The 12,273-nt window shown below is 74.6% G+C and carries 9 protein-coding genes; 7 read left to right on the top strand and 2 right to left on the bottom strand.

Annotation, left to right across the window (positions count from 1 at the left end):
* The first annotated feature begins 23 nt into the window (after positions 1–23).
* Entirely contained in the window at positions 24–911 is an 888-nt protein-coding gene (locus tag Q0817_RS03235) for an aminoglycoside phosphotransferase family protein (protein WP_298584204.1), read from the top strand.
* Between the two features lie 61 nt (positions 912–972).
* Here Q0817_RS03235 and Q0817_RS03230 read toward each other — a convergent pair whose 3' ends face one another.
* Positions 973–1,725: a YoaK family protein gene (locus Q0817_RS03230; RefSeq protein WP_298584195.1), complete on the bottom strand. Its 753-nt coding sequence runs from the start codon at positions 1,723–1,725 to the stop codon at positions 973–975.
* Positions 1,726–1,825: 100 nt separating this feature from the next.
* Here Q0817_RS03230 and Q0817_RS03225 point away from each other — a divergent pair, with 100 nt between their 5' ends.
* A complete protein-coding gene (locus tag Q0817_RS03225; protein ID WP_298584186.1) occupies positions 1,826–4,621 on the top strand; it encodes a cation-translocating P-type ATPase in 2,796 nt (931 codons plus the stop codon).
* Positions 4,622–4,649: 28 nt separating this feature from the next.
* Here Q0817_RS03225 and Q0817_RS03220 read toward each other — a convergent pair whose 3' ends face one another.
* The gene (locus Q0817_RS03220) at positions 4,650–6,233 is read right to left on the bottom strand and encodes a cation:proton antiporter (RefSeq protein ID WP_298584155.1); all 1,584 of its coding nucleotides are present in this window, start codon (positions 6,231–6,233) and stop codon (positions 4,650–4,652) included.
* Between the two features lie 163 nt (positions 6,234–6,396).
* Here Q0817_RS03220 and Q0817_RS03215 point away from each other — a divergent pair, with 163 nt between their 5' ends.
* The 5 genes from Q0817_RS03215 to typA all read left to right on the top strand — a co-directional run bounded on the left by Q0817_RS03215 (position 6,397) and on the right by typA (position 12,246).
* Positions 6,397–7,788, top strand: a complete 1,392-nt coding sequence (locus Q0817_RS03215; protein ID WP_298584116.1) for an MFS transporter — start codon at positions 6,397–6,399, stop codon at positions 7,786–7,788.
* Positions 7,785–8,891, top strand: a complete 1,107-nt coding sequence (locus Q0817_RS03210) for a winged helix DNA-binding domain-containing protein (protein WP_298584087.1) — start codon at positions 7,785–7,787, stop codon at positions 8,889–8,891. The genes Q0817_RS03215 and Q0817_RS03210 overlap by 4 nt, the downstream gene beginning before the upstream one ends.
* Before the next feature lie 75 nt (positions 8,892–8,966).
* Positions 8,967–9,665, top strand: coding sequence for a maleylpyruvate isomerase family mycothiol-dependent enzyme (locus Q0817_RS03205; RefSeq protein WP_298584076.1), 699 nt, complete (start codon positions 8,967–8,969; stop codon positions 9,663–9,665).
* On the top strand, positions 9,662–10,084 hold the full coding sequence (locus tag Q0817_RS03200) for a glutaredoxin domain-containing protein (RefSeq protein ID WP_298584069.1): 423 nt from the start codon (positions 9,662–9,664) through the stop codon (positions 10,082–10,084). The genes Q0817_RS03205 and Q0817_RS03200 overlap by 4 nt, the downstream gene beginning before the upstream one ends.
* 248 nt (positions 10,085–10,332) lie before the next feature.
* A complete protein-coding gene (gene typA, locus Q0817_RS03195) occupies positions 10,333–12,246 on the top strand; it encodes a translational GTPase TypA (protein WP_298584059.1) in 1,914 nt (637 codons plus the stop codon).
* Positions 12,247–12,273 lie beyond the last annotated feature (27 nt).

Raw genomic sequence — 12,273 nt, 5'->3', positions numbered from 1 at the left:
CGGTCGTGCGCCAGAATGGTCCGATGACGACGTCCTCCGGGAGCACCGCGGGAGCGGGCGGCCGCCCGCCGGCCGTCCCCTCCGGGCTCGCCGACCGGTACACGGCCGCGTGGGGGCTGGTCCCCGACGGGAGGGCGCGGGACGACGACGGGGCCCTGGCCCTGCCGGTGCGCACCCCCGCCGGGGAGCCGGCCGTGCTGCGGCTCTCCCCGCCGCGGCCCGGCGCCGAGCACGAGCACCTGGCCCTGCGCGTGTGGGCCGGGCACGGGGCCGTGCGGCTGCTCCGGGCGGAGCCGGCGGACCGGGCGCTGCTGCTCGAGCGCACCGCCGACCGGGACCTGCACGAGCTGCCGGTGCTCGAGGCCTGCCGGGTGCTCGGCGAGCTGACCCGTGTCCTCGCCCGGCCGCCACGGCCCCCGTTCCCGCGCCTGTCGGAGACGGCCCGGCGGTGGCAGGCGGAGCTGGCGGAGGCCACCGACCTGGACGCCCGGTTCCCGCGCCGCTTCCGGCTGCAGGCCGTCACGAGCCTCGAGCGGCTGCGGCGCGACGAGCTGGACGTGGCGCTCGTGCACCGGAACCTGCACCACGGGGCCGTCCGCGCGTCGGCGCGAGCCCCGTGGCTGGCCGCCGGGGCCGACGCGGTGGTCGGCACCCCGGAGTTCGCCCTGGTCCCCGCCCTGTGGCACCGAGCGGAGGAGGCCGGTCACGGCGGGGCCCTGGCCGCGGCCCTGGCGGACCGGATGGAGGCCCTCGCCCTGGCGGCCGGCGCCGACGAGGAGCGCCTCCGGGCGTGGACGCTCGTCCGGTGCGCGGTGGCGGCCCGGGACGAGGCGCTCCGACCCACCGGCGCCCCGCACCGCGAGGTCAGCCGGCTGGTGCAGCTGTGCAAGGCCGTGCAGCGGGGCGCCTGAGGCACCGTTCTCGCGCCCGGGCCCAGGGTCCGGGTCCAGGGTCCGGGCCCAGGGCCCGGGCTCAGGAGGAGGGGGAGCGGCGGAAGCCCAGGTCCGCGGCGAGCGGGCGCCACGCCGCCACGAGCAGGGCGAGCGCGGTGGGCACGAGGACGGGGAAGCCCACGGCCAGGTAGCCCAGGGCGCCGAGCACCCCGCCGGCGAAGAAGAGTCCCACGAGCGCGGCCAGCAGCCTGAGCTTCCCGGCGTCGCCGGTCACCGGGTCCGCGTCCTCGAGCCGGTTGCGGTAGAGGAACTTGCCGAGCTCGATGCCGATGTCCGTGACCATGCCCGTCACGTGGGTCGTGCGGATCGTGGCGCCCGAGATCTTGGTGATCACGGCGTTCTGCAGGCCCATGGTGAAGGCGAGGACGGGGACGAACAGCAGGTCCCGGTGCGACCAGGTCAGGCTCTCGGCCAGCAGGCCGAAGGCGAGCATGAGCAGGCCCTCGAGCAGCAGGACGTTGGCGTAGCGGCTGTGCAGACCGCGGCGACGTGCCCAGTTGAACATCAGCGCGCAGCACGCGGCCCCGCACGTGAACGCGACCACGGCCAGCACGCCGAGCGCCACGAGCCGCAGATCGCCCAGCACGAGGTGGTCGGCCACCATCGCGGTGAGCCCCGTCATGTGGGAGGTGTACACGGCCACGGCCACGAAGCCCACGGAGTTGAGCACCCCGGCGACCAGGGCCAGCAGGTAGGCGAGGTGCCGGTTGAGGGCGGGCGTGCGGCGGGGTCCCGCGACGTTGAGCAGATAGCGGTCGATCCGGGCCCTCATGCCGCGAGCCTAGCCCGGGGACCGCGCCGGGCGGCGTCGTGGCGGCGTCGTGGCGGCGTCACAGGGGCGGCATCGCGGCCGGCGGGACGACAATGGGGGCGTGGCCACCGAGAGCGTGCACCAGGACCCGTCCCTCCGCGAGGCGGGCGAGCTCGTCGCCGAGCTGGACGTGGAGCCCGCGCTCGGGCTGGGCGCGGAGCAGGCCCGGGCCCGGCTGGCCCGGTACGGGGTCAACGAGCTCCGCTCCGCCCCGCGGGTGCCGCGGTGGCGCAAGATCCTCGCCCAGTTCCAGGACCCGCTGATCTACCTGCTCCTGACCGCGATCGCCGTCTCCACGGCCGCCTGGGTCGCGGAGGGCGCCCGCGGGGTGCCGGTGGACGCGGTGGTCATCGCCGTGATCGTGGTCGCCAACGCCGTGCTGGGCCGCGTCCAGGAGGGACGCGCCGAGGACGCGGTCGCGGCGCTGGCCGTGCTCACGGCCGCGAACTCCACCGTGGTGCGCGAGGGGCGCCTGACCACGGTTCCCTCGGCCCAGCTCGTGCCCGGGGACGTCCTGTCCCTGGCGGAGGGGGACGCCGTGGGCGCGGACGCCCGGCTGCTCTCGGCCACGTCCCTGCGCGTGCAGGAGGCGTCCCTGACCGGGGAGTCGGAGGCCGAGCTCAAGGACCCGGCCGTCCTGCCCGCCCCGGCCCCGCTCGGGGACCGGCGCAACATGGTCTACAAGGGCACGGCCGTGGCCTCGGGGGTGGGCCGCGCCGTGGTCGTGGCCACGGGCATGGACACCCAGGTGGGCGCCATCGCCCAGATGCTGGAGCGCACGAGGACCGACCCCTCACCGCTGCAGCGCGAGATCACGGCCGTCTCCCGGTCGCTGGGCCTCATCGTGGTCGGCGTCGCCGTGGTGGTCATGGCCACGGTCGTGCTGGTCAACGGGGTGCGCGGCGTGCAGGACCTCGTCACGGTCCTGCTGCTGGGCGTCTCCCTCGCCGTCGCGGCCGTCCCGGAGGGCCTGCCCGCGATCCTGTCCCTGGTGCTGGCCATCGGGGTGCGGGCGATGGCCCGCCGCCAGGCCGTGGTCAAGGACCTGCACTCCGTCGAGACCCTCGGCGCGGCCTCGGTGATCTGCTCCGACAAGACCGGCACGCTCACCCGCAACGAGATGACCCTCCGGCGGCTCGTGACCCCGTCCGGGACGGTGGAACTCTCCGGCACCGGGTACTCCCCGGAGGGCGAGGCCAGGGTCGTGACGGCGGGCGCACCCGCCGCGCAGGTCCTGCAGGAGGCGCGCGGCGTGCTGGTGGGCGGGGCGCGCGCCAACAACGCCCAGCTCAACGAGGCCGCCGGCGTGTGGACCGTGCAGGGCGATCCCACCGAGGCGGCGTTCCTCACCGCCGTGCGCAAGCTCTACGGGGCCGCCGACCGGGCGGACGACTTCTCCCGGACCCAGGAGGTGCCGTTCACCTCCGAGCGCAGGATGATGTCCACCCTCGAGCTCGAGACGGACACCGGGCACCGCTACCTCTTCACCAAGGGCGCCCCGGACGTCCTCATGGAGCGCTGCACCGGGGTGCGCGTCGGGGACGCCGTCGAGCCGTTCGGCGCGGCGCACCGGCGGGCCGCCACCACGGCCGTCGAGGAGCTGTCCGCGCAGGCGTTCCGCACCCTGGCCGTCGCGGGCCGGCGGATCCACGACCACGAGACGGCGGGGCTGGGCGAGGCGGCGGAGCAGGACCTCGTCTGGCTCGGCGTGGTGGGCGTCCTCGACCCGCCGCGGGAGGAGGCCGCGGTGGCCGTCGCGCAGGCCCGGAGGGCCGGGGTGCGCACCATCATGATCACGGGCGACCACCCGGTGACGGCCGCCCGGATCGCGGCGGACCTCGGGATCGTGCCGCCGGGCTCGCCCGCGTTCACCGGGGCGCAGCTGGACGAGTTCACCGAGGAGGAGTTCCTCGACGCCGTGAGGGAGGTCTCCGTCTTCGCGCGGGTCGCCCCGGGCCACAAGCTGCGGATCGTGGACGCCCTGCAGGCCCTGGGCCACGTGGTGGCCATGACCGGGGACGGCGTCAACGACGCCCCGGCCCTCAAGGCCGCGGACATCGGCGTGGCCATGGGCATCACGGGCACGGAGGTCACCAAGCAGGCCGGGCGGATGATCCTCGGCGACGACGACTTCGCCACCATCGTGGTGGCGATCCGGCAGGGCCGGGTCATCTTCGAGAACATCAAGAAGTTCCTGCGCTACCTCCTGTCCTCGAACATGGGGGAGGTGGCCACCGTGTTCTTCGGGGTGCTCTTCGCCGGCGCCCTCGGTCTGACGGACGCCGCGGACAGCGCGATCGCCGTGCCCCTGCTGGCCACCCAGATCCTGTGGATCAACCTCGTCACCGACTCCGGCCCGGCCCTCGCGATGGGCGTGGACCCCGAGATCGACGACGTCATGGCCCGCCCGCCGCGCCGGCCCGACGAGCGGATCCTCGACGCCGCGATGTGGGGGCGGATCGTGCTGCTCGGGCTGGTCATGGGGGCCTCGACCCTGTTCACCGTCGACGTCTTCCTCCCGGGCGGCCTGGTCCCCGGCCAGGACTCCCTCGACGTGGCCCGCACCGCCGGGTTCACCACGCTCGTGCTCGCCCAGCTGTTCAACGCCCTGAACTCCCGCTCCGAGCTCGCGAGCGCCTTCCACCGGCTGTTCGTCAACCCCTGGCTGTGGGGCGCCCTGGGCCTCGCCGCGGCCCTGCAGGTGCTCGTGGTGCACGTCCCCCTGCTCCAGGTGGCCTTCGGCACCGCACCCCTGGACCTCGCCCACTGGGCCGTCGCGGTGGGCGCCGCGTCCCTCGTGCTGTGGGTCGAGGAGCTGCGCAAGCTGCTCCGCCGCGCGCTGGCCCGCCGGGGCTGAGACGCACCGGGCGTCGCTGCGGCTGCGGTCAGTCGGTCCGGGGGCCGAGGGCCTCGACGGTCTCCGCGGCCAGGGCGATGCCGGCGCCGCTGTAGAGGTTGAAGACCGTCCGGACCCCGTGCCCGCGCAGCTCCTGCACCTCGTCGTCGTACTGCGCCACGGCGGCCACGGCCCCCGCGAACCCGGAGTCCGTGAGCTGGCGCAGGGCCACCAGGTTGGAGCCGTGGAAGGGCATCGCCAGCACCGCGATCCGCACGTGGCCGGTCGCGATCACCCGCTCCCAGAACTCCTGGTCGGTCGCATCCTCGTTCTGCACGTCGAGACCCTCCCCGCGCAGGCGCTCGGCGCGGTCGGTGGAGTTCTCGATGCCCACCACGGAGAACCCGTACTCCTCGGTGAACTCCCGGTAGGCGGCCTGCCCCACCCGTCCCATGCCCAGCACCAGGACGCCGGCGTGGCCGATGTCGATGGGCCGGTCCTCCGGGTGCAGCCGGTGCTCCGGGTGCTCGGGGAGCCGCCGGGCCAGAGTGCTGATCAGGGGCGAACCGCGCCGGTTGACCAGCGCGGAGACCACGAAGCTCGCAGCGACCGCGACCGAGAGCACCACGAGCCAGCGCTCCGCGAGCATTCCGGCGGACACCCCGATGGCCCCCACGATCAGGGCGAACTCGGAGTGGTTGGCCAGCGCCAGCCCTCCGCGCAGGGAGGTCCGTCGGCGCAGCCCGAACAGCCACAGCAGCAGCACGAACAGCATCGCCTGCACCGGCACGAGCGCCAGCAGCAGCAGCCCGAGGAGCACCGTCATGGTGTCCGGCATGCCGTTGAACCCGATCGAGACGAAGAACGCCACGAGCAGCAGGTCCTTGAGGGTGAACAGGGTCCGGGACAGCTCCCCGGCGTTGGCGTGCGAGGCCAGGAGCATGCCGACCAGCAACGCCCCCAGGTCCCCCTTCAGACCCACGGCGGAGAAGGCGATGTAGCCGGGGACGAGGGCCATGAGGATCCCGAACAGGGCCTGCATCTCCCCGTGCCCGATGCCGTCCCAGATCCGGCGGAACAGCCACGCCGCCGGCAGCAGCAGCACCAGGGCGAGAGCCCACGGGCTCGGCGGGTGCTCGCTCGTGGCGGTGATGAACGCGACCGCCGCGATGTCCTGCATGATCAGGATGCCGATCGCCACCCGGCCGTACAGCGACGACGTCTCGCTGCGCTCCTCCAGGACCTTGAACACCAGCACGGTGCTGGAGAAGGACAGCGCGAAGCCCACCAGGGCGAGCGTGGGCAGGTCCGCCTCGGGCAGGGCCAGGCCGGCCAGCATGAACAGTCCCAGGAAGCCGGCGCCCAGCAGCGTGCTCAGCACCATGTGCAGCCCGGCGGTGCCCCACACCTCCCGGCGGAGGAGGGAGCGGGCGTCCAGCTTGAGCCCGATCCCGAACAGCATCAGGGTGACGCCGATGTCGGCGAGCTCCTCCACGATCTCCAGCCGCTCCACGCCCAGGCCGTTGAGCACGAACCCCGCGCCCAGGAAGCCGACCAGGGGCGGCAGCCGGAGCGCGACGGCGAGGGCGCCGGCGGTGAAGGCGACGACCAGGTACACGGCGACCGTTGTCACAGGAGGCTCCCTCGCCGGCCGGTGGGTGGGACCCCTCCAGTCTAGGGGCGGAGCGGATCCCGGGCGGGGCCGGGACGACATCCCCCCGGACGGCCCGGCCCCGCCCGCTCCGCCGAGCGCCTACAGTGGTCGCAGCACCGCGCAGCGAGGGAAGGACCGGAGCATGCACGAGAGCCAGCGGCCCGGCGGCACCGCGTCCGCGCTGACGCGGTCCCAGCGCCTGGACCGGCTGCCGTTCACCACGGAGCACCGGAAGCTGCTCGTCGGCTCCGGCGTCGGCTGGGCCCTGGACGCCATGGACGTGGGCCTCATCTCCTTCGTGATGGCCGCGCTCGCCCAGGAGTGGGGTCTGGGCTCCGGTGAGCTGTCCCTGCTCGCCTCGATCGGCTTCGTGGGCATGGCCGTGGGCGCCAGCCTCGGCGGGCTCCTGGCCGACCGGCTCGGCCGCCGCCAGGTCTTCGCCCTGACCCTGCTGGTCTACGGCCTGGCCACCGGTGCGTCCGCGCTCGTCGGCTCCCTCGCCGCGCTCGTGGCCCTGCGCTTCGTGGTGGGCCTCGGCCTCGGCGCCGAGCTGCCCGTCGCCTCCACCCTCGTCTCCGAGTACGCGCCCCGGCGGATCCGCGGCCGCGTGGTGGTGATCCTCGAGTCCTTCTGGGCCGTCGGCTGGATCCTCGCCGCGCTCGTGGGCTACTTCGTGGTGCCCTCCTCCCCGGACGGCTGGCGCTGGGCGCTGGTCGTGGGCCTCGTCCCGGCCCTCTACGCCGTGGTCGTGCGCCGGGCCCTCCCGGAGTCCGTGCGCTTCCTGGAGCACCGGGGCCGGGCGGACGAGGCCGAGGCCGCGGTGCGCGCGTTCGAGCGCGCCCGGCCCCTGGGCCGCTCCCGCGCCGAGACCGCGGAGCAGACCCGGGCCGCCGAGCGGTCCGGCCCGGTCCCCGTGGACGAGGCGACCGGGATCTGGGGCCCGGTGCTGCGGCGGCGCACGGCGGCGCTGTGGACCGTCTGGTTCTGCATCAACTTCGCCTACTACGGGGCGTTCACCTGGCTGCCCACGCTCCTGCTCCAGCAGGGCCTCACGCTGACGACCTCCTTCGGCTACGTCCTGGTCATCACGCTCGCCCAGCTGCCCGGCTACGCCGCGGCCGCCTGGCTCATCGAGGTCTGGGGCCGCCGGATCACGCTCGCCGTGTTCCTCGGGGGCTCCGCGATGAGCGCCGTGCTGTTCGGCATCGTGTCGATGGGCAGCATCGTGCTCCCGTGGCAGGTCATCGGCTCCGGCATGGCCCTGTCCTTCTTCAACCTCGGCGCGTGGGGCGCGCTCTACGCGATCGGCCCGGAGCTCTACCCCACCGCGCTGCGCGGGACGGGGACCGGTGCGGCGGCCGCCTTCGGCCGGATCGCCTCGATCCTGGCCCCGCTGTCCGTTCCGGTGCTGCTCGCGCTCGGCGGGGAGCGCTACGACGTCGTCACCGTCTTCGCCGTCTTCGGCGCGGCCTTCCTCGTGGCCGCGCTCGCCACGTTCGCCCTGCCCGAGCAGCGGGGACGGGCCCTGCAGTGACCGCCCCGACTGTCCTGACCGACCGCGAGATCGGTCTCGCGCGGCTGACGGCCCACGGGCTCGTGCGGCCGGAGGACGTGGCGCCGGAGCACGTCGTGCGCGCCCTCGGGGCCGTCCAGGCGCAGGACCTGCCCGGCGCCCTGGTCTCGGTGGGCCTGCGGCGGGCCGGCGGTCCCGGCGGTCTGCGGCAGGCCTTCGACGACGGCCGGATCGTGCGCACGTGGCCCATGCGCGGGACCCTGCACCTGGTGCCCGCCGAGGACCTGCGGGCGTGGCTGGCGGTCCTGGGCCCCCGCACCGTCGCCTCCACGGCCGCCCGGCGCCTCGCCCTGGGCATCGACGAGCGGCTCGACGCGGCCCGGGAGGCCGCGCTCGCCGCGCTGCGCCGCGGCCCGCAGCCCCGCGAGCGCCTGCACGCCGCGTGGGAGGAGGCCGGGCTGCTGGGCGAGCCGGGCCGGGCCTACCACCTGATGCTCGCCCTGCACCTGGACGCGACCCTGTGCCTGGGCCCGCTGACCGCGGACGCCCGGGACCAGCTCGTGGTCCCCGTCGCGGACTGGATCCCGGCGGCGGGGGAGGGGACGGCCGGGCCCGGGCCGGGCGCCGGCGGTGTCCCGCCCGTCGTCGCGCGCTGGGTGCGCCGGTACCTGCGCGGACACGGCCCGGCCTCCGTGGCGGACGCCGCCCGGTGGGCGGCCCTGCCGCGGTCCGCCGTGCGCGAGGCCCTGACGGGGCTGGACGGTGTCGTGGCCGTGCACGACCGCGGCGGACGCGAGCTGTGGTGTGCCCCCGAGGTGCTCGAGGGCCCCGGGCCGGGCGACCGGCGGGCCGCCGGGGTCTTCCTGCTGCCGCCCTTCGACGAGTTCGTCCTGGGCTACGGGGACCGGTCCCACGTGCTGGCCCCGGACCGCGCGACCCGGATCGTCCCCGGCGGCAACGGGGTCTTCAAGCCCACCGTCGTGGCGGGCGGGCGGATCGTGGGGACCTGGGGGCGCGCGCGCCGCGCCGGGGGGCCCGCGCTCGTGCTCGACCCGTTCGAGGAGCTCTCGCCCGCCCGCCGCCGGGCCGCCGAGCGGGCCTTCGCGCGACTGCCGACGCTCTGAGCCGAGACGAACCCGGTATGGGTCCGGGGGGCCGGGAAGTGGTCCGGCTCACCCGGCGCTCGATAGGCTGGGCCCATGATCAATCCCGCCCGCCTGCACTCGGACCTCTCCCGCCTCGGCCGCGAGACCGAGATGTTCCTGGCCACCACCGCGTCCCTGTCCGACGACGAGCTGGCCGCTCCCTCGCTGTGCGACGGGTGGCGCCGCGCCGACGTCGTCGCCCACCTCGCCTCCAACGGGCGCGCGCTCGTCAAGCTCATCGACTGGGCCGTCACCGGTCAGGAGCAGGCCCCCTACGCGTCGGCGGAGGCCCGCAACCAGGAGATCGCCGAGCTGGCGGCCCTGCCCCGGGAGGAGCTGGTCGAGAAGGCGCGCGAGTCCGCGTCCTACTTCGCCGAGCAGTCCCAGCGGCTGGCCGGGGAGCTCGCGGTCGAGGAGGTGCACCTGCACGGCAAGCAGATCCCCGCGACCTCCATCGTGGCGCTGCGCATCGCCGAGGTCGTCGTCCACCACCACGACCTGGACACCGCCTGGACCATCGAGGAGGCCGATCCCGACTCGCTGCTCAACGCCCTCGAGGCGGCCGTGCGCACCATGCGCGCCAAGGGCGCCCCCGGCATGACCCTGGTGACCGAGGAGCGCGACGAGTGGGTGATCGGCGACGGCGCGCTGCGCGTCGAGTCCGACCGGGAGGGCCTGCTCGGGTGGCTGGCCCGCGGCGACGACGAGAACGTCGAGGCCGACGGCCCGCTGCCGGCGCTGCCCTCCTGGTGAGCGGACGCTCCGTGCGCAGCTGGTGGCTCGCGGCGCTGGTCCTGCTCGTGACCGGCGCCGCCGTGGTCGTCCGGCTCGGGCGCGGAGAGCTCGGCGAGGCGGGGATCGCCGTGCTCGCCGGTGCCGCGGGCGTGGCCGTGTGCTCCCCGCTGGTGTTCCCGCGCCGGGGCGCCGACCCGGACGCCGTGACCGTCTACTACCGCCCCGGCTGCGGGTACTGCCTGCGCCTGCGCGCGTCCCTGGGCTCCCGCGCCCGGCGCGCGCGCTGGGTCGACATCTGGGCGGACCCGGACGCCGCCGCGTACGTCCGCTCCGTCAACGGGGGCGACGCCACCGTGCCGACCGTCGTCCTCGACGGCGTCCCGCACACCAATCCGTCCCCCGCGACGGTCCGGGCGGCGCTGGAGCGCCGGGCCTGAGCGCGCGTGCCCGGGCCCGGGCCCCGGGCACGCCCACGGGCCCCGAGCAGCGCTGGGGACGGGGGAGTCGGCGGGGTCACAGGCGCCCGGGGTGCCGCCCGGTCGGTCCCGCGGGGTAGAATGGTCGACGGCCCGCTGTGCGGGCGCTCCCGCCCGGGTCCCTCCGGGTGCGCGGCGGCGCCCCGGCCGCACCCATCGGGAGGGCTGCACCTCCCCCCGCATCTCCACCCGAAGAGAGACCCACGCGTATGCCTGTCACCTCCACCACCGCCCAGCGCGCCGACCTCCGCAACGTGGCCATCGTGGCCCACGTCGACCACGGCAAGACCACCATCGTGGACGCGATGCTCCAGCAGACGCACGCGTTCTCGTCCCACGGTGAGGTCGAGGAGCGCGTGATGGACTCCGGTGACCTGGAGCGCGAGAAGGGGATCACGATCCTCGCCAAGAACACCACGGTGTTCTACGACGGTCCCTCCGCGGAGGGGGAGACCATCACCATCAACGTCATCGACACCCCCGGCCACGCCGACTTCGGCGGCGAGGTCGAGCGCGGCCTGTCCATGGTCGACGGCGTCGTGCTGCTCGTGGACGCCTCCGAGGGCCCGCTGCCGCAGACCCGCTTCGTGCTGCGCAAGGCCCTCGAGGCCAAGCTGCCCGTGATCCTCGTGGTCAACAAGGTCGACCGCCCCGACGCCCGGATCGAGGAGGTCGTGCACGAGTCCATGGACCTCCTGCTGGGCCTGGCCTCGGACATCTCCGAGGACGAGCCGGACCTGGACCTGGACGCCGTCCTGGACGTGCCCGTGGTCTACGCCGCGGGCCGTGACGGCCGGGCCTCCCTGACGCAGCCCGAGAACGGCGGCCTGCCGGACAACGAGGACCTCGAGCCGCTGTTCGCGACGATCATCAAGCACGTCCCCGCGCCCTCCTACGACCCCGAGGGCGTGCTCCAGGCGCACGTGACCAACCTGGACGCCTCCCCGTTCCTGGGCCGTCTCGCCCTGCTGCGCATCTTCAACGGCACCCTCAAGAAGGGGCAGACCGTGGCCTGGGCGCGCGCGAACGGCGAGCTCAAGAACGTGCGGATCTCGGAGCTGCTGGCCACCAAGGGCCTGGACCGGGTCCCGGCCGACTCCGCCGGCCCCGGCGAGATCGTGGCCGTGGCCGGGATCGAGGAGATCACCATCGGCGAGACCCTCACCGACCCGGAGAACCCGCAGCCCCTGCCCCTGATCACCGTGGACGACCCCGCGATCTCCATGACCATCGGCATCAACACCTCCCCGCTGGCCGGCCGCGCCAAGGGCACCAAGGTCACCGCCCGCCAGGTCAAGGACCGCCTCGACAAGGAGCTCGTCGGCAACGTCTCGCTCAAGGTGCTCCCCACCCAGCGTCCCGACGCCTGGGAGGTGCAGGGCCGCGGCGAGCTGGCCCTGGCGATCCTCGTGGAGCAGATGCGCCGCGAGGGCTTCGAGCTGACCGCGGGCAAGCCCCAGGTCGTGACGAAGACCGTCGACGGCAAGGTGCACGAGCCCTACGAGCACATGACCATCGACGTGCCGGACGAGTTCCTCGGCGCCGTGACCCAGCTGATGGCCGGGCGCAAGGGTCGCATGGAGGCCATGGCCAACCACGGCACCGGCTGGGTGCGGATGGAGTTCAAGGTCCCCGCCCGCGGTCTGATCGGCTTCCGCACCAAGTTCCTCACCGAGACCCGCGGCGCGGGCATCGCGTCCTCCTACGCCGACGGCTACGAGCCGTGGGCCGGGGACATCGAGTACCGCACCAACGGCTCGATGATCGCCGACCGCGCCGGCGTGGTCACCCCGTTCGCCATGATCAACCTGCAGGAGCGCGGCTCCTTCTTCGTGGAGCCCACCTCCGAGGTCTACGAGGGCATGATCGTCGGCGAGAACTCCCGCGCCGACGACATGGACGTGAACATCACGAAGGAGAAGAAGCTCACCAACATGCGTGCGGCCTCCTCCGACACCTTCGAGAACCTCACGCCCCCGCGCAAGCTGACGCTCGAGGAGTCCCTCGAGTTCGCCCGCGAGGACGAGTGCGTGGAGGTCACCCCGGACGCGATCCGCATCCGCAAGGTGATCCTCGACGCCAACGAGCGGATGAAGGCCAACCGGGCCCGGGCCCGCGCCTGACCCCGGACCGCAGCAGCACAGCGCAGC

Origin of the sequence: uncultured Kocuria sp. (assembly GCF_947500125.1) — a bacterium.
GTDB lineage: Bacteria > Actinomycetota > Actinomycetes > Actinomycetales > Micrococcaceae > Kocuria.
The sequence above is the reverse complement of the archived record's forward strand: the minus strand, read 5'-3'. Positions and strand labels throughout refer to the sequence as shown.

Excerpts from the sequence above, each read along its gene's own strand:
- Q0817_RS03205 (WP_298584076.1), top strand. The coding sequence starts at position 8,967 with ATGATCAATCCCGCCCGCCTGCACTCGGACCTCTCCCGCCTCGGCCGC.
- Q0817_RS03235 (WP_298584204.1), top strand. The coding sequence starts at position 24 with ATGACGACGTCCTCCGGGAGCACCGCGGGAGCGGGCGGCCGCCCGCCG.
- Q0817_RS03215 (WP_298584116.1), top strand. The coding sequence starts at position 6,397 with ATGCACGAGAGCCAGCGGCCCGGCGGCACCGCGTCCGCGCTGACGCGG.
- Q0817_RS03230 (WP_298584195.1), bottom strand. The coding sequence starts at position 1,725 with ATGAGGGCCCGGATCGACCGCTATCTGCTCAACGTCGCGGGACCCCGC.
- typA (WP_298584059.1), top strand. The coding sequence starts at position 10,333 with ATGCCTGTCACCTCCACCACCGCCCAGCGCGCCGACCTCCGCAACGTG.